The sequence below is a fragment of the Streptomyces sp. NPDC005195 genome (genome assembly GCF_040608315.1).
Lineage (GTDB): Bacteria > Actinomycetota > Actinomycetes > Streptomycetales > Streptomycetaceae > Streptomyces > Streptomyces kaempferi.
On sequence record NZ_JBEXHZ010000008.1, the window covers coordinates 206,555 to 225,157 of the forward strand.

At 71.8% G+C, this 18,603-nt stretch carries 16 protein-coding genes; 12 read left to right on the plus strand and 4 right to left on the minus strand.

The window, feature by feature from the left end:
• The first annotated feature begins 82 nt into the window (after positions 1-82).
• The 6 genes from ABZV34_RS12620 (at position 83) to ABZV34_RS12645 (ending at position 5,906) form a co-directional block, all read left to right on the plus strand.
• Entirely contained in the window at positions 83-343 is a 261-nt protein-coding gene (locus ABZV34_RS12620) for a hypothetical protein (protein WP_356274195.1), read from the plus strand.
• 9 nt (positions 344-352) lie between these two features.
• A complete protein-coding gene (locus ABZV34_RS12625; RefSeq protein WP_356274114.1) occupies positions 353-547 on the plus strand; it encodes a hypothetical protein in 195 nt (64 codons plus the stop codon).
• A 258-nt stretch (positions 548-805) separates the two neighbouring features.
• Positions 806-1,090, plus strand: coding sequence for a Sec-independent protein translocase subunit TatA (gene tatA, locus ABZV34_RS12630; RefSeq protein ID WP_168527282.1), 285 nt, complete (start codon positions 806-808; stop codon positions 1,088-1,090).
• Positions 1,091-1,137: 47 nt separating this feature from the next.
• Positions 1,138-2,082 carry a twin-arginine translocase subunit TatC gene (tatC, locus tag ABZV34_RS12635; protein WP_356274117.1) on the plus strand — a complete coding sequence of 315 codons (945 nt, stop codon included), beginning with the start codon at positions 1,138-1,140 and terminating at the stop codon, positions 2,080-2,082.
• 31 nt (positions 2,083-2,113) lie between these two features.
• A complete protein-coding gene (locus tag ABZV34_RS12640; protein ID WP_356274120.1) occupies positions 2,114-3,004 on the plus strand; it encodes a diacylglycerol kinase in 891 nt (296 codons plus the stop codon).
• A 40-nt stretch (positions 3,005-3,044) separates the two neighbouring features.
• On the plus strand, positions 3,045-5,906 hold the full coding sequence (locus ABZV34_RS12645) for a DEAD/DEAH box helicase (protein ID WP_356274123.1): 2,862 nt from the start codon (positions 3,045-3,047) through the stop codon (positions 5,904-5,906).
• Between the two features lie 185 nt (positions 5,907-6,091).
• On the opposite strand, the gene atzF is transcribed toward ABZV34_RS12645, so the two are convergent.
• The 4 genes from atzF to ABZV34_RS12665 all read right to left on the minus strand — a co-directional run bounded on the left by atzF (position 6,092) and on the right by ABZV34_RS12665 (position 12,827).
• Positions 6,092-7,747 (minus strand): allophanate hydrolase, encoded by a 1,656-nt coding sequence (gene atzF, locus ABZV34_RS12650; RefSeq protein WP_356274126.1) that lies wholly within the window; start codon positions 7,745-7,747, stop codon positions 6,092-6,094.
• Between the two features lie 129 nt (positions 7,748-7,876).
• Positions 7,877-11,392, minus strand: a complete 3,516-nt coding sequence (locus ABZV34_RS12655) for a 5-oxoprolinase/urea amidolyase family protein (protein WP_356274129.1) — start codon at positions 11,390-11,392, stop codon at positions 7,877-7,879.
• The gene (locus tag ABZV34_RS12660; protein ID WP_356274131.1) at positions 11,389-12,006 is read right to left on the minus strand and encodes an urea amidolyase associated protein UAAP2; all 618 of its coding nucleotides are present in this window, start codon (positions 12,004-12,006) and stop codon (positions 11,389-11,391) included. Before ABZV34_RS12660 ends, ABZV34_RS12655 begins: the two co-directional genes overlap by 4 nt.
• On the minus strand, positions 12,003-12,827 hold the full coding sequence (locus ABZV34_RS12665; RefSeq protein ID WP_356274134.1) for an urea amidolyase associated protein UAAP1: 825 nt from the start codon (positions 12,825-12,827) through the stop codon (positions 12,003-12,005). The genes ABZV34_RS12660 and ABZV34_RS12665 overlap by 4 nt, the downstream gene beginning before the upstream one ends.
• Before the next feature lie 215 nt (positions 12,828-13,042).
• Here ABZV34_RS12665 and ABZV34_RS12670 point away from each other — a divergent pair, with 215 nt between their 5' ends.
• The 6 genes from ABZV34_RS12670 to ABZV34_RS12695 all read left to right on the plus strand — a co-directional run bounded on the left by ABZV34_RS12670 (position 13,043) and on the right by ABZV34_RS12695 (position 18,598).
• Positions 13,043-13,669, plus strand: a complete 627-nt coding sequence (locus ABZV34_RS12670) for a TetR/AcrR family transcriptional regulator (RefSeq protein WP_356274137.1) — start codon at positions 13,043-13,045, stop codon at positions 13,667-13,669.
• A 294-nt stretch (positions 13,670-13,963) separates the two neighbouring features.
• Entirely contained in the window at positions 13,964-15,550 is a 1,587-nt protein-coding gene (locus ABZV34_RS12675) for an ATP-binding protein (protein WP_356274140.1), read from the plus strand.
• Entirely contained in the window at positions 15,547-15,954 is a 408-nt protein-coding gene (locus tag ABZV34_RS12680; protein WP_148007708.1) for a roadblock/LC7 domain-containing protein, read from the plus strand. Before ABZV34_RS12675 ends, ABZV34_RS12680 begins: the two co-directional genes overlap by 4 nt.
• Entirely contained in the window at positions 15,951-16,406 is a 456-nt protein-coding gene (locus tag ABZV34_RS12685) for a DUF742 domain-containing protein (RefSeq protein WP_356274143.1), read from the plus strand. The genes ABZV34_RS12680 and ABZV34_RS12685 overlap by 4 nt, the downstream gene beginning before the upstream one ends.
• Positions 16,387-17,007, plus strand: coding sequence for an ATP/GTP-binding protein (locus tag ABZV34_RS12690; protein WP_266697876.1), 621 nt, complete (start codon positions 16,387-16,389; stop codon positions 17,005-17,007). The genes ABZV34_RS12685 and ABZV34_RS12690 overlap by 20 nt, the downstream gene beginning before the upstream one ends.
• Positions 17,008-17,095: 88 nt before the next feature.
• The gene (locus ABZV34_RS12695; RefSeq protein WP_356274146.1) at positions 17,096-18,598 is read left to right on the plus strand and encodes a cytochrome P450; all 1,503 of its coding nucleotides are present in this window, start codon (positions 17,096-17,098) and stop codon (positions 18,596-18,598) included.
• Positions 18,599-18,603 lie beyond the last annotated feature (5 nt).

Genomic DNA, 18,603 nt, shown 5'->3' on the forward strand with positions numbered 1-18,603 from the left:
GGCCGGTGCCACGGAGCGGGCCGGGAGGCCGGAGAGAGCCGGGGGAGCGGTGAGGGCCGGTGCGTCCCCCAGCGCCGCCGAGATGACGGTGGCCGGCGCTTTCGCCGGGATGCGCAGAGTGGCCGACGTGCTGTTCCGGGCCGGCTGCCCCGACTGCCGGGCCCGGCTGGAGCTCCGGGCGAACGCTCTGATGCTGGCGATCGGCGCCTCGAGCCGGACCACCTTCTACTCCTTCACCTGCACCGAGTGCGGCGCCGCCGTCCGCAAGCCCGCGGGCGAGCGGATCGTCGAGCTCCTCACCGGAGGCGGGGTGCGGACGCTGCGCCTGCACTCGACGCTCTAGGCTCGCCCCATGTTCTGGCCGATGTGTGCGATCGCTGTGGGTTTCCTGGGAATGGCCGTTCTCGGCGTGCTCGCCGTCCGGGTCTTCCTGGAGGCGGAACGCCTGGGACGGCAGGTGACGGAGTCCGCACGCCGTATCGACAGAGCCGCCGACGATCTGGAGCGGGCGACGGTCGGGGCGGCGCGCTCGGCGGAGGGCCTGTGACCTCGCGGGAGTCTCGGTAAGAGTCGTTCCAGGGTTGCGCAATGCGTTACTCCGGCCTGTCACCTTGCCAGTGAGGGCAGGTACGCTGCTGATCGTGGCCCGAAGAACGAGGCGCGGGTCGCGACCGGGAGTACGCACAGGGATTGCCTCGCGTTCACCCCTGAGCGTTACGATCGCTGTCAACACGACGATCGGACGTATGTCCGAGCGATCGGGCAGTACCCCGCCCCTGCAGCCTCGGTGAGAAGGTAAAGACTTATGTTCGGAAGGCTCGGAGCTCCCGAGATCATTCTCATCCTCGTCGTCATCATCCTGCTGTTCGGCGCGAAGAAGCTTCCGGACATGGCGCGCTCCCTCGGCAAGTCCGCACGCATTCTGAAGAGCGAGGCCAAGGCCATGAAGGACGAGGGCAGCAACCCCGCCCCGGCCGGCCCGCCCAGCACCGACGAGCAGACCCCGGCCCAGCGCACCATCCAGGCCGCGCCCGGCGACGTGACCAGCGCCCGTCCGGTCAGTGAGCCCACGGACACGACCAAGCGCTGACGCAGGGCCGGAGGTCTCCGGCCCGCCGCACGAGATGAGGACGTGGGTTGCTCAACTCTGCCCGCAAGAAGGAGAAGGACCCCGAGGGACGGATGCCCCTCGCGGAGCACCTTCGTGAGCTCCGCAACCGGCTCGCGAAGGCCGTTCTGGCCATCGTCGTCGTCACCGTCGTGGCCGCCTTCTACTACAAGAACATCATCGAGTTCTTCACGAACCCGATTCTGGACGCGGTGGGCTGCCAGTCCACCCTGTCCGAGCTCGCGCACCAGCGCAGCGGCACCTGCGCCCGCATCGTGCTGAACGGCCTGCTGACGCCGTTCACGCTCGCGCTCAAGGTCTCGCTGATGGCCGGTGTGATCTTCGCGTCGCCGATCTGGCTCTACCAGCTCTGGGCCTTCATCGTCCCCGGTCTGCACCGGCACGAGAAGAAGTACGCGCTGGCGTTCGTGGGCACGGGCGTCCCGCTGTTCCTGGGCGGCGCCTTCTTCGCGTACAAGACGCTGCCGACGATGGCGACCGTCCTCCTCGGCTTCTCGCCCGCGGACCTCGACAACCAGCTGCCACTGGACGACCTGCTGGACCTCATCGTCCGCATGGTGCTCGTCTTCGGGCTCTCCTTCGAGCTGCCCCTGCTGCTGGTCATGCTGAACCTGACCGGAGTGCTCACCGGCAAGCGCATGCTCGGCTGGTGGCGCGGAATGATCATGGGCATCACGGTCTTCGCGGCCGTCGCCACGCCCAGCACCGACCCGCTGACCATGCTGGCGCTGGCCGGGCCGATCTGGGTGCTGTACTTCATCGCGACCGCCTTCTCGCTGCTGAACGACCGGCGCAAGCGCCGCCGCGAGGCCGAGGGCCCCGACGACGACGAAGCCTCCGAGCTGGACCTCACGCCCGAGGACATCGGGGAGGTCGAGACGGTGTCGGCCGGCGGGGCGCTGCCCGGACAGGCGACCCCGGACCGGGTCAACGGTTATGACGACGTGACCTGACAGGGAGCGAAGATCTCGTAGGGTCAGGGCTGTGACCAGCGAGATCACCCTCTTCGTCAACCCCACCGCAGGACGCGGCCGGGGCGCCCGCGCGGCGCAGCCGGCCGCTTCCGCTCTGCGGGCGGCGGGATTCTCCGTGCGGACGGTTCTCGGCGAGAACGCCGCCGACGCCCTGACCCGCGCGCGCGACGCTGTCGAGAGCGGAACGGGCGCCCTGATAGCCGTCGGCGGCGACGGCATGGCGCATCTGGCCCTGCAGGCCGTCGCCGGGACCCGTACCCCGCTCGGCCTGGTCGCCGCCGGCACCGGGAACGACTTCGCGCGCGCCCTGGGCCTGCCCCTGGGTGATCCCGCCGCCGCGGGACGGCAGATCGCCGAGTCACTCAAGGGCGCCCTGCTCCGGGACGTCGACCTGGGCCGCGTGAACGGCACCTGGTTCGGCACCGTCCTCGCCTCCGGCTTCGACTCCCGGGTCAACGACCGCGGCAACCGCATGCGCCGGCCCTCCGGACGCGTCAAGTACGACCTGGCGATGATCGCCGAGCTGGCGGCCTTCCGGCCGGTCCGGTACCGGATGACCCTGGACGACGGCGAGACCCGCGAGATCGAGGCGACTCTCATCGCGGTCGGCAACGGTACGTCGTACGGCGGCGGCATGAAGATCTGCGCGGGCGCGGACCTCGGCGACGGACTGTTCGACATCACGGTCGTCGGGCCGTGCACCCGCAGGACGCTGCTCAAGGTGTTCCCGAAGGTCTACCGGGGCACCCATCTCTCCCATCCCGTGGTGAGCGTGCACCGGGCGGCCAGCGTCGAGCTCGTCGCCGAGGGGCTCACCGGGTACGCGGACGGCGAGCCGCTGGGGCCGCTGCCGCTCACGGCGCGGTGCGTGCCGGGCGCGGTGCGGGTGGCGATTCCCTGAGCTGCGGGGATCCAGGGCTTCACCGGCACGGATCCGGATATTGATCGTCCTGTTGTCAGTGGCTGCCGGTAGTCTCGAAGGCACGATGACAGAGGACCTCTCACCGGCCGAGCGGTACGCGGCAGCACGGAAGCGCGCTGTCGAGCAGGCCACCGCGCTCGCCTCCTTCCGCGAGATGTACGACTTCGGCCTCGACCCCTTCCAGATCGAGGCCTGCAAGGCGCTCGAGTCGGGCAAGGGTGTGCTGGTCGCCGCGCCCACCGGCTCGGGCAAGACGATCGTCGGCGAGTTCGCCGTCCACCTGGCCCTCCAGCAGGGCAAGAAGTGCTTCTACACCACGCCGATCAAGGCGCTGTCGAACCAGAAGTACGCCGACCTCTCCCGCCGTTACGGCGCGGACAAGGTCGGTCTCCTCACCGGGGACAACAGCGTCAACTCCGATGCCCCGGTGGTCGTCATGACCACCGAGGTGCTGCGCAACATGCTGTACGCGGGTTCGCGGACCCTCCTCGGCCTCGGCCATGTGGTCATGGACGAGGTGCACTACCTCTCCGACCGCTTCCGCGGCGCCGTGTGGGAGGAAGTGATCATCCACCTTCCCCCGTCGGTCACCCTGGTCTCGCTCTCGGCGACCGTGTCGAACGCGGAGGAGTTCGGGGACTGGCTGGACACCGTGCGCGGCGACACCGAGGTGATCGTCTCCGAGCACCGTCCGGTGCCGCTCTTCCAGCACGTGCTCGCCGGACGCCGGATGTACGACCTCTTCGAGGAGGGCGAGGGCCAGAAGAAGGCGGTCAACCCCGACCTCACACGGCTGGCCCGGATGGAGGCCAGCCGTCCGTCGTACCAGGACCGCCGGCGCGGGCGGGCCATGCGCGAGGCCGACCGGGAGCGCGAGCGCAGGCAGCGATCGCGGATCTGGACGCCGGGCCGCCCCGAGGTCATCGAACGGCTCGACGCCGAGGGCCTGCTGCCCGCCATCACCTTCATCTTCAGCCGCGCCGCCTGCGAGGCCGCCGTCCAGCAGTGCATGTACGCGGGACTGCGGCTCAACGACGAGGAGGCGCGGGTGAAGGTGCGCGAGATCGTCGAGAGGCGCACCGACTCCATCCCGCCGGAGGACCTGCACGTCCTCGGGTACTACGAATGGCTGGAAGGCCTGGAGCGCGGCATCGCGGCCCACCACGCCGGCATGCTGCCGACGTTCAAGGAGGTCGTCGAGGAGCTCTTCGTACGCGGCCTGGTGAAGGCCGTGTTCGCCACCGAGACCCTCGCGCTCGGTATCAACATGCCCGCCCGCTCGGTGGTGCTGGAGAAGCTCGTCAAGTGGAACGGCGAACAGCACGCCGACATCACTCCCGGTGAGTACACCCAGCTGACCGGCCGGGCGGGGCGCCGCGGCATCGACGTCGAGGGCCATGCCGTCGTGCTGTGGCAGCGCGGCTTCAGCCCCGACCACCTGGCCGGACTCGCGGGCACCCGCACCTACCCGCTGCGTTCCAGCTTCAAGCCGTCGTACAACATGGCGGTGAACCTGGTCGAGCAGTTCGGGCGGCACCGCTCGCGCGAACTGCTGGAGACCTCCTTCGCGCAGTTCCAGGCCGACAAGTCGGTCGTCGGGATCTCCCGGCAGGTACAGCGCAACGAGGAGGGACTCGAGGGTTACAAGGAGTCCATGACCTGCCACCTCGGGGACTTCGAGGAGTACGCGCGGCTGCGGCGCGAGCTCAAGGACCGCGAGACCGAACTCGCCAAGCAGGGCGTGGCGCAGCGTCGCGCGGAGGCGGCCGTCGCACTGGAGAAGCTCAAGCCGGGGGACATCATCCACGTCCCGACCGGCAAGTTCGCCGGACTGGCACTGGTGCTGGACCCCGGTCTGCCCGCGGGCCGGTCCAACGGCCACCGCGGTTTCGAGCAGCACGACGGCCCGCGCCCGCTGGTGCTCACCGCCGAGCGCCAGGTCAAGCGGCTGGCCTCGATGGACTTCCCGGTGCCGGTGGAGGCGCTGGAGCGGATGCGCATCCCGAAGTCCTTCAACCCGCGTTCCCCGCAGTCCCGTCGCGACCTCGCGTCCGCCCTGCGCACCAAGGCCGGGCACATCGTCCCCGACCGGCTGCGCAAGAAGCGCTCCGAGGCCGCCGACGACCGCGAGATCGCCCGGCTGCGCACGGCGATCCGCGCCCACCCCTGCCAGGGGTGCAACGACCGCGAGGACCACGCCCGTTGGGCCGAGCGCTACCACCGGCTGCTGCGCGACACCTCGCAGCTGGAGCTCCGCATCGAGGGCCGGACGAACACCATCGCCCGCACCTTCGACCGTATCGTCGCCCTGCTCACCGAGCTGGACTACCTGCGCGGCGACGAGGCCACCGAACACGGCAGGCGCCTGGCCCGGCTGTACGGCGAACTCGACCTGCTGGCCAGCGAATGCCTTCGGGCCGGCGTCTGGGAGGGACTGAACCCGGCCGAACTCGCCGCGTGCGTCTCGGCGTTGGTCTACGAGTCGCGGGTCGGCGACGACGCGATGGCGCCGAAGCTGCCCTCCGGCACTGCCAAGGCCGCGCTGGGTGAGATGGTCCGCATCTGGGGGCGTCTGGACGCCCTGGAGGAGGACTTCCGGATCACCCAGTCCGAGGGCGTGGGCCAGCGCGAGCCGGATCTAGGCTTCGCCTGGGCGGCCCACGAGTGGGCTTCGGGCAAGGGCCTCGACGAGGTGTTGCGCGAGGCGGAGATGCCGGCCGGTGACTTCGTCCGCTGGTGCAAGCAGGTCATCGACGTGCTGGGCCAGATCTCGGCCGCCGCGCCCGTCTCCGGGGGAGAGGGCTCGACGGTCGCGAAGAACGCGCGCAAGGCGGTCGACGGGCTGCTGCGCGGGGTGGTCGCCTACTCGTCCGTGGGCTGAGCCGAGCCCGTCCGCTCGTGGTGCGCCGTCCCGACGCGGGGGCGGCGCACTTCCGTACCCCGGCTCCGGTGCGTCGTCGGTACTCCGTCTTGTCGGTACGTCGGCAGGTGAATTCATCGATACGTCGCTCCGTGAATACACCGGTACGCGGGTGCTTCGGTCACCTCGACCGTGACGTCGGCGGCTCAGTCGCGCGCCCGCAGGTAGCCGCGCCAGCCGCCGTACTCCGTGATGTCCTCGGCGCCCTCGAGCGCGCGGGGCTCGCACAGGAAGCCGGGTACGTGGGTGCCGTCGGCCAGTTCGACCCGGCCGAGTGCCATCGGACGGGGCAGTTCGGCGAGCAGGCGCCCGAGGCCCTCGGCGGGCAGCCGCCACACCTCCGCCTCGACGGCGGCCCCGCCCGCGCCGGTGCGGACCAGGCCCGGCTTGGGAGGCGTCGTGGCCAGGGCGTACAGCCGGTAGGCGGTCGCCGTCGCCGTCGTACGCTCCCACTCGGCGCCCAGGGCGAGGAGTTGCGGGTTCAGGGGCTGACCCGACAGATGCGCGCCGACCACGGCGACGCGTGTCCGTGGCCGGAGCAGGGCGGCGATCCGGGCCAGGCGCTCGTCGGTGAACGCGGGGCCGATCAGCATGACGCCGAAGGGCAGTCCGTCCACGGTGCCCGCCGGAACGGCGACCGCGGCCTGGTCGAAGAGGTTCGTGGAATGGGTGAAACGCCCCAGGCGGGCGTTGGCGCCCAGCGGGTCGGCGGCGACCTCCGCGAGCGTGGGGTGCCCCGGCGCGGTCGGCAGCAGCAGGGCGTCCGCGTCGCCGAGCCCGGCGAGGGCCCGCAGACGCAGTGCGGCCAGCCGGTCCCGGTCGGCGAAGAGACGGTGGGCCGGGATGTCCCGGGCGCGGGTGATGATCCCCGTGACGGTCGGGTCGAGACCCGCACCGCCCTCACTGGCCAACTTGTCGACAAAGCTGCCCACCGCGGTGTAGCGCTCGGCGACGAACGCGCCCTCGTAGAGCAGCGCCGCCGCCTCGGTGAACGGGGTGAGATCGAGGGGGCGCAGCTCGGCCCCCGCCGCGACGAGCTGCGCCACGGCGGCCTCGTACGCCCGCGCCCAGCCCGCGTCCAGCTCACCGAGCTGTGCCGTCGGAGGGACGGCGACGCGCCAGGGGCCCGGGGCGCGCTGAGGGAGGGCCTGCAGCACGCGTCCGGACGGGCGGGCCAGGTGCGCGAGGGCCTGTTCGGCCTCCGGGAGCGTACGGGCGAACACGGTCACGCAGTCCAGGGAGGCGCAGGCCGGGACGACGCCGGTGGCCGGTACCAGGCCGCGGGTCGGCTTCAGGCCCACGATGCCGTTGAAGGCGGCCGGCACACGGCCGGAACCGGCCGTGTCGGTGCCGAGGGCGAGGTCGACCAGGCCCAGAGCCACCGCCACGGCCGATCCGGAGCTGGAGCCACCACTGACGCGGGCCGGATCGAGGGCCCCGCGCACCGCGCCGTACGGGGAACGGGTACCGACCAGGCCGGTCGCGAACTGGTCCAGGTTCGTGGTGCCCAGGACGAGCGCGCCGGCCGCGCGCAGGCGGGCGACCGCGGGGGCGTCCTCCCGCGGGAAGTACGCGTACGCCGGGCAGCCCGCGGTGGTCGGCAGGCCCGCCACGTCGATGTTGCCCTTCGCGGCGAGGAGCCGGCCGGCGAGGGGGAGATGTTCGCCCGCGGCGACGCGGGCGTCGAGAGCCTCGGCTTCCTTCTCGGCCTCCGCCCGGGGGCGCAGGTCGATCCAGATCTCGGGGCGGTCGACCGCGTCGACGCGGTCGTAGGCCGACTGCACTCGGGCGAGGGCGGACATGAGGTGCTCCTTGTTCGTCGGAGTCGGCCGAATCTCAGCGGATCGGGTGGAAGCGCACCGGGTTTCGCAGGGCGCGACCCGACGGGTGACGGGTGCCCCCCGCCTCGCCCATGGAGCACGCCCGTAGGGTCAGGTGGCGGGTGCCAGGACGACCAGTGCCGTGCCCGCTTCCACCTGGGCGCCCGGCCTGGTGAGGACCTGCCGTACGACTCCGTCCGTCGGGGCGGCCACCCTGGACTCCATCTTCATCGCCTCCAGCGCCAGCAGGGGCTGGCCGGCAATGACATGGTCGCCCGGCTCTACGTTCACCTGCCACACGGACGCGGCGAACTCGGCCTCGACGAGCCGGCCGCCCGCCGGGACGGTCACCTCGGCGGCCGCCGCCACGGGCGCGGTCGGAGCGTCCGCGCGGGCGAACTCGCCCGCCGCCTCCCAGGCATCCCGCTCCGCGCCGAACGCGGCGCCCTGCCGGGCCCGGAACCGCGCGATCGACTCGGCGTGGGCGGCGAGGAAGTCCTCGTAGCACGCCAGTGAGAACTCGCCCTCCTCGATCCGTGGCACGAACCGCCCCGAGACGATGTCGGCGCGCAGACCGAGGAGTTCGTCCGGCTCCACGGCGTACCACTTGATGCGGTCGAAGAAGCGCAGCAGCCAGGGAGAGCCCGGCTCGAAGGCACCGCGTTGCTGCCACCCCGACCACACCTGGGTGGTCCGGCCCACGAACTGGTAGCCGCCGGGACCCTCCATGCCGTAGACGCAGAGATAGGCGCCGCCGATGCCGACGGAGTTCTCGGCGGTCCAGGTGCGGGCCGGGTTGTACTTGGTGGTGACCAGACGGTGCCGCGGGTCCAGCGGGGTCGCGACCGGCGCGCCCAGGTACACGTCGCCCAGGCCCAGTACGAGGTATTCGGCGTCGAAGACGGTGCGGTACACGTCGTCCACCGAGTCCAGGCCGTTCACCCGGCGGATGAACTCGATGTTCCACGGGCACCAGGGCGCGTCGTCGCGGACCCCCGCCATGTAGCGGTCGACGGCCTCGCGGGTCGCCGGGTCGTCCCAGGACAGCGGGAGGTGCACGGTACGGGAGGGGACCACGAGCCGGTCGGTGGGCGGGAGCGTGCGGACGGTCTCCCGCACGGCGGCGAGCAGTGCGCGCTGCGGAAGTCTGCGCGGATCCGTCTGGATCTGCAGGGAGCGGATGCCGGGGGTCAGGTCGGTGACGCCGTCGAGGTCCGTCACGGCCACCGCCTCCATCAGCGCGTGGACCCGCATGCGCAGCGCCAGGTCCAGCCGCATGGGCCCGAACTCGACCAGCAGGTTGTCGTCGCCGCTGCGGCGGAACGTCACGTCGCCGTCCCGGGCCAGCACCCCGCCGTCCACGACGGCGGCCCGCGCCGAGCCGTCGTCGGCGAGCGGTGCGAAGCGCACGGTGTCGCCGGGGCGGAGCTGGCCGAGCTTCCAGCGCTCCGTGCTGACGACCGTCGCGGGGCAGACGAAGCCGCCGAGCGAGGGGCCGTCCGGGCCGAGCAGCACCGGCATGTCGCCGGTGTAGTCGACGGCACCGACCGAGTACGGCGTGTCGTGGATGTTGGAGGGGTGCAGGCCCGCCTCGCCGCCGTCCGTACGCGCCCAGCGGGGCTTGGGGCCGACCAGTCGTACACCGGTGCGCGCCGAGTTGAAGTGGACCCTCCAGTCGGCCGCGTAGAAGTCGTGGATGTCGTCCTCGGTGAAGAACTCCGGTGCGGCGTGCGGGCCTTCGAGCGCGCCGACCCGCCACCCGGACGTGAACACGGGCCGGTCGGCGGGCGGTACGGGCGCCGCGGCGGCGGTGACCGATCCGCCGTGCAGCACGTCCCCCGTCCGCAGCGCCCGGCCACCGTGCCCGCCGAACCGGCCCAGGGTGAAGGTGGCCGCGCTGCCGAGGAACGCCGGGACGTCCAGGCCCCCGCCGGCGAAGAGGACGTAGGTGCGCAGGCCGTGTCCGCCGGGTGCGCCGACGTCCAGCACCGCTCCCGCGGGGACCGTCACCGGCTCCCACTGGGCGATCGCCGTACCGTCCACGGTCACCGGCGCCGGGGCGCCGGTGACACAGACCGTGACGGCGTGCGTGAAGCGCAGGGCCGGTCCCCGCAGGGTGCACTCCAGACCGGGTGCCCCCTCGTCGTTGCCGAGGGCGCGGTTGCCCAGCCGGAAGGACAGGTCGTCCATCGGTCCGCACGGCGGCACGCCCACCTGCCAGTAGCCGGTGCGGCCCGGCCAGTCCTGGACCGTGGTGAGCGTGCCGCCGGAGACCACCTCGACGCGGGCCGTGGGATCGGTGACCCCGGCCAGCGTCGCCGTCGAGTGCCCGGCCCGCCGGAAGGACGGCTCGGCGAGCGCGGCCCGCACCAGTCCCAGGTTCGTCTCGACGCCGTCGATCCGGGTCCTGGCCAGCGCCTCGTCCAGCCGTTCCAGGGCGTGTGCGCGGTCCGGGCCGTACGCGACGATCTTCGCGAGCAGGGGGTCGTACGCGGTGGTCACCTCGGTGCCCGTCTCCACCCAGCCGTCCACCCGGACGCCGCCGGGGAACTCGACCCGGGTCAGCAGCCCCGCGCTCGGCCGGTGCTCGCGCGAGGGGTCCTCGGCGTACAGCCGGGCCTCCACGGCGTGACCGCGCGGCGCCCCCGGGTCCCGCACGACCTCCGACTCACCGCGTGCGAGCCGCAGCATCCAGGCGACGAGGTCGACCCCGTAGATCTCCTCGGTGACCGGATGCTCCACCTGGAGACGGGTGTTGACCTCCAGGAAGTACGCCTCCTCGCGTGCGGCGTCGTACACGAACTCGACCGTGCCGGCCGACCGGTACCCGACACTCGCGCACAGGTCACGTGCGCAGGAGGCGAGACGGGACCGCACGTGAGCCGGGAGCCCGGGGGCCGGGGCCTCCTCCAGGACCTTCTGGTTGCGGCGCTGGAGCGAGCAGTCGCGGTCGCCGAAGGTGACGACGCGGCCCCGGCCGTCGCCGAAGACCTGCACCTCGACATGGCGGGCGTGCTCCACCAGGCGCTCCAGGAAGACCCCGGCGGAGGCGAAGGACGCGGCGGCGACGCGCTGCACGCGCTCCCAGGCCTCGGCCAGTTCACCCGCGGAGCCGCAGGCCGCCATCCCGATGCCGCCCCCGCCGCCGGTGGCCTTGAGCATCACGGGATAGCCGATGCCCTCGGCCGCCTCCAGGGCCTCCGGGAGGCCGGGCAGCAGCCCCGTGCCCGGGGCCAGCGGCACACCGGCCGTCCGGGCCGCCGCCCGCGCGGTGTGCTTCGCCCCGAACAGTTCCAGCTGCCGGGGCGTCGGTCCCACGAAGACGATCCCGGCGTCCTCGCAGCGCCGCGCGAAGGCCGCGTCCTCGGACAGGAAGCCGTAGCCGGGGTGGATCGCCCCGGCGCCGGTGTCCTTGGCCGCCTTCAGAACCAGGTCGGCGTCGAGATACGACTCCTTCGCGGGGGCCGGGCCCAGCCGGACGGCCTCGTCGGCGAGCCGGACGTGCGGTGCCGAGCGGTCGGGGTCGGAGTACACCGCGACCGTGCGGAGGCCGAGTTCGCGCGCGGTACGGATGATCCGGACCGCGATCTCGCCCCGGTTGGCGATCAACAGCGTGTCGAAGCTCATTCCGCCGTCCCCACGCTCATCCGCACGGCGGTCGGTTCGAAGCCGTTGCAGGGGTTGTTGATCTGGGGGCAGTTGGAGACCAGGACGAGGACATCGCGTTCGGCGCGCAGGGTCAGGGCGAGGCCCGGCGCCGAGAGGCCGTCGACGATGCCGAGGGTGCCGTCCTTCTCGACCGGTACGTTCATGTACCAGTTGATGTTCGAGACGAGATCGCGCTTGCCGAGGCCGTGCAGGGCGCCGCGCGCGAGGAAGTTGTCCACGCAGGCGTGCTGCGACCACGTGTGGTGGCCGTACCGCAGCGTGTTCGACTCCTTGGAGCAGGCGCCGCCGACCGTGTCGTGCCGGCCGACGTCGTCGGACACCACGGTCATCAGGGGCGTGTGCTCGTTGGACATCAGCACACTGCCGGCCGTCAGGAAGATGTTGCCCTGCGCCTGGATCGTGTCGGGCGCGCTGTAGCGCACGGACGGGTCGTGGGCGTCGTACGCGAGGAAGTCGACGGCCTGGTCGCCGTGCAGGTCGGTGATGGTGAGTGTGCCGCCCGCGCGGATGACGGACGACCAGGCGGCGCGTGCGGGAACCACGGTCGTGGCGGCGCTCGTGGCCGTGCTCACGCGAGCCCCCTCGCGGCCAGGAACCCGACGGTGTTGAGGAAGGCACGGCGGCCCTCGGGCGTCGCCTCCCACAACGGGTCGCCCGGCTTCGTCGCCGCCGACCGCCAGGCGAGCACCTCAAGAGCGGTGCAGATGTAGGCGGGGCGCGGGTCGACCGGGTGCGGCACGTTCACGATCAGCACGGTGACGTCCTGCTCGGCGCGCAACGTCACACTGCCGCCCGGCCCCGCCGAACCGGTGAAGTCCAGGGAGCCGTCCTCGCCTGTCGCCACGCCCTGGAAGAAGGAGAGCGAGGGCGGCAGATCGCGTGGTCCGAGTCCGTTCTTGGCGGCGGCCAGCTTGAACAGCTCGCGTCCCGCGGGGGAGGCGGACTGCGGCGCGCCGTCCCCGTAGCGCCGCGTGTTGCGTACGAGCGTGGAGGTGCCGCACAGCGCGTCGTGCCGCCCGGAGGTGTCGGCGGTGAGCGAGGCGAGCACACGGCCCTGGTCGGAGAGGAGCAACTGCCCCTCGCCCAGGTACGCGTTCCACTGGACCTTGACCGTGTCCGCCACGTTCAGGCGCTCCCAGGGACGGTCGGCGGCGTACAGGAGGAGGTGTGCGCAGGCGTCGCCGCTCAGGTCGGTCAGCCTGAGTTCCGTGCCGCGGGCCAGCACCCGGTGCGTGTAGTTGCCGCCGGCCACCGTCTCCGCCCACACCAGGTGGCCCGCCTCGCAGGGGGGCGCGGGCCAGGAGCTCGCCGGGACGACGGGCATGGCCTCGGCGGGGGTGCCCTCCTGGGCGCGGGCGTGATCGCGTGCTCCGTACGTGGTCGCTGTCGCCATCGCGGTTCCTCCGGCTCCGGGTGATTTCTGTCGCCCGACAGAAATTAGGAGCGCCGGGGTTCGGCGCCGTGTCTCGCGCGTTGCCGTCCGGTTACCGATCCCTCACCCGTGCCCGCGGCGCGGCGGCGGCCGGGGCCGACACGGCTGGTCACGAGAGTCCGAGGTCTCCTCCGGGGTGCGATCGGCCACCGGCGTCCTGTGCGAGGATCGAACGCATGGGAGCCGGTGGCGGACGACGGGTGGGCCGGCCGCGTGCGACGCAGCGGCCGGACAGCGGCCTGTCCCCGCGCGACGAACTGCTGTCCGCTGCCGCCGAGTTGTTCACCACACACGGGTACGCGGCGACGACCACCCGGGCCGTCGCCGAGCGGGCGGGCATGCGCCAGGCGTCCATGTACCACTACGTCTCCGGCAAGGAGGAGCTGCTCGCCGAGCTCCTGGAGTCCACGGTCACGCCCTCGCTGGCCTTCGCCCGGCAGCTCCTGGCGGACGACACGGCCGCGCCCGAGGGCCGGTTGTGGGAGCTGTGCCGCACCGACGTGGAACTGCTCCGCGGCGGCCCGCACAACCTCGGCGGGCTGTACCTGCTGCCCGAGGTGCGCGCCGAGCGCTTTGCCGGCTTCCACGCCGTACGGGCCGAACTCAAGGACACCTACCGGCAGTTGCTGGCAGCGACGGTCGCGGGCGGCGTACTCGCCAAGGGTGAACTCGATCTGCGGACGGATCTGTTGTTCGGCCTCATCGAAGGGGTGATTCTCGTGCACCGCTCCGACCCGGACCGGCCCGTGTCCGCGTTCGCCGAGGCCACCGCCGACGCGGCGCTGAGGATCGCCGGCATCTGACATACCGCCCGGTGGGGCAGGGGATTTCGGTTACCCGCACGTCGTTACCGAGGGTGCGCGAGTGAAGCCTGAGCGTATAAAAGGGCTGAGGGTACTCCTGTCTCCCGGGCGATTTCAGGCGCTTGTCGAATATGACACGGCGATGATCCGGTCGGACTAAGCTCGCCCGCAGCGCGCCGAGTTGAGATGTAATCGTGCGCTTGTTCTCAAAAGTTCCGAAGATTCAGTTTGACCATGCGTTTTCCCCCACGAACTCCCCCCCGACCCCCCGCCGATCTGTCTCAGAGGGCATACATGGTGAGTGTTCAATCGCCTCCCGGTGGCCGTGAACTTCCCTACGCGCGCGTCCTGTTGCTGCCGGCCACACTGATGGCCGCGGTGACCGGGACCGCCGTCGCCGTGGTGACGGGCCCGGCCAGGACCGCCGTCGGCTGGTGCGGCGCCATCGCGACGCTGCTGGTCGTCGCCGTCGCGGCGGAAGCCGTGCGCCGCGGCCGCGACGCCCGTGACCTGCGCGCCGAACTCGCCCGCAGCACCGCGTACTTCGAACAGCGCATCGCCGCCCACGACCAGGAGTTCGTGCGCCTGCGCACAGAGGTCCTGCCGATCGCGCTCCGCCGCATGCGGGGCGGTGTCAACCCCGAGAATGTGGCCCGTACCTTCGGCCAGGGCGCGAGCGACCCGTGCGAACTCACCGCCGTGCAGCGGGATCTGCTCGGCGCCGTGCTCAAGGTCGTGGACGACGAGGACCTGCTGCGCGACTCCTCCCAGCGCTCCTTCGTCAACATCGCCCGGCGCGTCCAGGCGATCGTGCACCAGCAGAACAAGGAACTCCGCGAGATGGAGGAGGACCACGGGCGCAACCCCGAGGTCTTCGACGACCTGCTGCGCATCGACCACGGCACCGCGCTGATCGGCCGCCTCGCCGACTCCATCGCCGTGCTCGGCGGCGGCCGTCCGGGGCGCAACTGGCCCGAGCCCGTCCAGCTGTTCAGCGTGATGCGCGGCGCCATGTCCCGGATCCTGGAGTACCGCCGCATCGAGCTGCACTCGATCGCCGACGTCAACGTCAACGGCATCCACGTCGAACCGGTCATCCACGCCGTCGCCGAACTGCTCGACAACGCGACGCGCTACTCGCCGCCGACCACCAAGGTGCACCTCACCGCCCTCGTCGTGCAGACCGGTGTCGCCATCGAGATCGAGGACTCCGGCGTCAGCTTCAGCGACGAGGCCCGCGGAAAGATCGAGGAACTGCTCCGGCAGGCCGCGGCCGGCGTCGACCTCAACATCCTCGGCGAGGCCCCCCGGCTCGGCATGGCCGTCGTCGGGCGGCTCTCGAAGATGTACGACATGAAGATCTCGCTCCGCCAGTCCGCGTACGGCGGCGTCCGCGCCGTCATCGTCGTGCCGAGCAACATGCTCACCAAGGATCCCGCCCCCGGTCTCGCGCACGGCATCGGCGTGAACGCGGTGCCGACGATGGACACCGACGGAGTCGAGGGCCCCAAGCGCAAGCCGAAGAAACGCCGTCCGACCACCGGACCCCGTATCCCGTCGCCGCACGACGGGTCCCAGGACGACGACGCCCCGCTGGTCACCGAGTGGACGGCCAACGGGCTGCCGCAGCGGCGCAGCAGGGTCAAGGTCCCGCTCAGCCAGCGGATCGCGGAGGCCCGGGCCGCAGAGCTGGCCGCCGAGGCCGCGGCCGCCGCGGCGCCCTGGACGCCCGCGCCCGCCCCCAGGGAGGAGGAGCCCCCGCCGGGGCTGTGGGTCGAGGCGTTCATGGAAGGCCTCAAGGGCGACCCGGACCCGACCGCATTCACCCGTAGCCATCAGCCGGCCCCTGCCGAGGCCGACGACGAGGGGGACCTCAAGTGATCCAGCAGCGAGGCAACTTCGACTGGATGCTCAAAGATCTCGCCGACGGCGTCCCGGGCATCCAGCAGATCGTGGTGCTCTCCGCCGACGGGCTGCGCATCGCCCGCTACGGCGGCGACCCCGACGCCGCCGACCGCGTCGCCGCCGCCTGCGCGGGACTCCAGAGCCTGGCCGGAGCCGTCGCGGGCGAGATCCCCCGCAGCGACGGCACGATGCGGATGGTCATCATCGAGATCAACGGCGGCTACTTCTACCTCATGTCCGCCGGGGCCAACGCCTATCTCGCGGTCCTCGCCAACCAGACCGCGGAGCCCGGCCTGATGAGCAACCGCATGCGTGACCTCGTCGCACGGATCGGCGCGCATCTCACCAGCCCGCCGCGCCGCAACGGGCAGACCGTATGACTCCTCCGCAACGCCGTCGGCGCCACCCCACCCCAGAGCCCCGGGACGCCCCCCGGGGAGGCCCCCCGCACGAGGAGGCATCCCCGGAGGGAACCCCCCAGGAGGGCCAGGAACCGGACCCCAAGATCCCTGGGCGCCTGTATGTGCTCACCGGCGGCGGCGAGGACGGCGACCGGGCCGACCTCGACCTGGTCACCCTGATCGTGGCGCGCGCCGACCCTCCGGCGCCCACCACGCAGCCCGAGCAGTCGGTGCTCCTGCGGCTGTGCAGGGCCCCCTTGTCCGTGGCCGAACTCTCGGCCTATCTCAATCTCCCGTTCAGCGTGGTGACCGTCCTGCTCACCGAGCTGCTGACGGCCGAACTGGTACAGGCGCGCGCCCCGATCGTCCGCTCGGCGCTCCCCGACCGTTCCCTCCTCGAAGCGGTGATGCATGGACTTCAAAAGCTCTGACACGATCACCGGCCCGCGCGCCGAGGACCACCTGCCGCACACGGCGACCGCCGCGGTGAAGATCGTGATCGTGGGCGGTTTCGGGGTCGGCAAGACGACCATGGTGGGTGCCGTCAGCGAGATCAAGCCGCTGACCACCGAGGAGACCATGACGCAGGCCGGCATCGGCATCGACGACAACTACGGCTCCGAGACCAAGACGGCCACCACCGTGGCCATGGACTTCGGCCGCATCAGCATCACCGAACAGCTGGTGCTGTACCTCTTCGGCACCCCAGGCCAGGAACGCTTCTGGTTCCTGTGGAACGGCCTCTTCGAGGGCGCGCTCGGCGCGGTGGTGCTGATCGACACCCGCCGTCTGGAAGTCAGCTTCGACGTGATCGGCCGCCTGGAGGAACGCGGCGTGCCGTTCGTCGTCGCCATAAACGACTTCCCGGACGCGCCCAGCTATCCGATCGAGGACCTGCGCACCGCGCTCGACCTCGCGGAGGAGATCCCGATCGTGAAGTGCGACGCGCGCCGCCGGGCCTCCAGCCGTGACGTCCTGATGACGCTGATGCGATTCCTGCACTCGCTGGCGATGTCCTCCTCGCGGGCCTGACACCCGCCGCCTGCCGCGCGCCCCACCCCCCACTCCCACCCCCCACTCCCCAAGACACCGGACCCACTTCAGCTTCGGAGCGATCATCGTGACGCCTGAACCCCACGCACCGGCCGGTACGGACGACCTCGCCCTCGACCCGCCGCCGGGCTGCCCGGCCCACGGCCGAGGTCCCGGCGGGCTCCACCGGCTCTACGGCCCCGAGGCGGAGGACCTGGGAGCCCTGTACGAGGAACTCCGCGACGAGCACGGTGCGGTCGCCCCCGTGCTGCTCCACCACGACGTGCCGATCTGGGTGGTGCTCGGCCACGCGGAGAACCTGCACATGGTGAGCACGCCCACCCACTTCTCCCGGGACAGCCGGCTGTGGACCGCGGTCAAGGACGGCACGGCCGGCCCCGAACACCCGCTCGCGCCGCACATCGCCTGGCAGCCCATCTGCTCCCACGCCGAGGGCGACGAGCACCTGCGGCTGCGCGGCGCGGTCATGGGCGCCATGTCGACCATCAACCACCGCACCATCCGCCGGCACATCAACCGGGCGACCCAGATCCTCGTCAACCGCTTCTGCGAGAAGGGCCGGGCGGATCTGGTCGGCCAGTTCGCCGAGCACCTCCCGATGGCCGTGCTCTGCCAGATCCTCGGTATGCCCCACGAGTACGACGACCGTCTCGTGCAGGCCACCCGCGACCTGCTCAAGGGCACCGAGACCGCGATCGCCAGCAACGAGTACGTCATGAACATCCTGATCCGGCACACCGCCCGGCGCCGTGGCCAGCCCGGGGACGACTTCACCGGCCATCTCATCAACCACCCGGCCGGGCTCACCGACGACGAGGTCGCCCAGCATCTGCGTCTGGTGCTGCTGGCCGCGTACGAGGCCACGGCCAACCTGCTCGCCAACGTGTTGCGCGTGGTGCTCATCGACCCGCGCTTCCGCGCCCGGTTGAATGGCGGGCAGATGACGGTCCCCGAGGCCGTCGAGCAGTCGCTGTGGGACGAGCCCCCGTTCAGCGCCGTCCTCGGCTACTTCGCCAAGCAGGACACCGAGCTGGGCGGCCGGACCATCCGCCGGGGCGACGGTCTGATCCTCGGTATCGCGCCGGGCAACATCGACCCCCGGGTGCGGCCCGACCTCAAGGCCGACATGATGGGCAACCGGTCCCACCTGGCCTTCGGCGGCGGACCCCACGAGTGCCCGGGGCAGGACATCGGCCGTGCCATCGCCGACGTCGGTGTCGAGGCGCTGCTGATGCGTCTGCCCGACGTCGAACTCGAGGGCGACGAGGACGAGTTGCGCTGGCGTTCGGCGATGTCGTCGCGGCACCTGGTGGAGCTCCCCGTCTACTTCGAACCGCAGCCGCCGGAGGAGGTCGAGGACGTGCCGTCCGATGGGCCGGTCCCGCCGCAGCGGCAGCCCTGGCAGATCGGCACCGACCAGTCGGCGGCGTCCGCGCCGCGGCGTGAGCCGTCCCTGCCGATGTCGACGCCCGCCCCGATGGTGCCGCCGGCAGCACCGGCACACGCCCCCGTACCCGTTCGCCCGGCCGGGGCCTGGCAGCGCTTCCTGGCCTGGTGGCGCGGTTACTGAACCGC

Excerpts from the sequence above, each read along its gene's own strand:
- ABZV34_RS12690 (WP_266697876.1), top strand. The coding sequence starts at position 16,387 with ATGGACTTCAAAAGCTCTGACACGATCACCGGCCCGCGCGCCGAGGAC.
- tatA (WP_168527282.1), top strand. The coding sequence starts at position 806 with ATGTTCGGAAGGCTCGGAGCTCCCGAGATCATTCTCATCCTCGTCGTC.
- ABZV34_RS12685 (WP_356274143.1), top strand. The coding sequence starts at position 15,951 with ATGACTCCTCCGCAACGCCGTCGGCGCCACCCCACCCCAGAGCCCCGG.
- ABZV34_RS12675 (WP_356274140.1), top strand. The coding sequence starts at position 13,964 with ATGGTGAGTGTTCAATCGCCTCCCGGTGGCCGTGAACTTCCCTACGCG.
- atzF (WP_356274126.1), bottom strand. The coding sequence starts at position 7,747 with ATGTCCGCCCTCGCCCGAGTGCAGTCGGCCTACGACCGCGTCGACGCG.
- ABZV34_RS12620 (WP_356274195.1), top strand. The coding sequence starts at position 83 with ATGACGGTGGCCGGCGCTTTCGCCGGGATGCGCAGAGTGGCCGACGTG.
- ABZV34_RS12665 (WP_356274134.1), bottom strand. The coding sequence starts at position 12,827 with ATGGCGACAGCGACCACGTACGGAGCACGCGATCACGCCCGCGCCCAG.
- ABZV34_RS12670 (WP_356274137.1), top strand. The coding sequence starts at position 13,043 with ATGGGAGCCGGTGGCGGACGACGGGTGGGCCGGCCGCGTGCGACGCAG.
- ABZV34_RS12625 (WP_356274114.1), top strand. The coding sequence starts at position 353 with ATGTTCTGGCCGATGTGTGCGATCGCTGTGGGTTTCCTGGGAATGGCC.
- ABZV34_RS12655 (WP_356274129.1), bottom strand. The coding sequence starts at position 11,392 with ATGAGCTTCGACACGCTGTTGATCGCCAACCGGGGCGAGATCGCGGTC.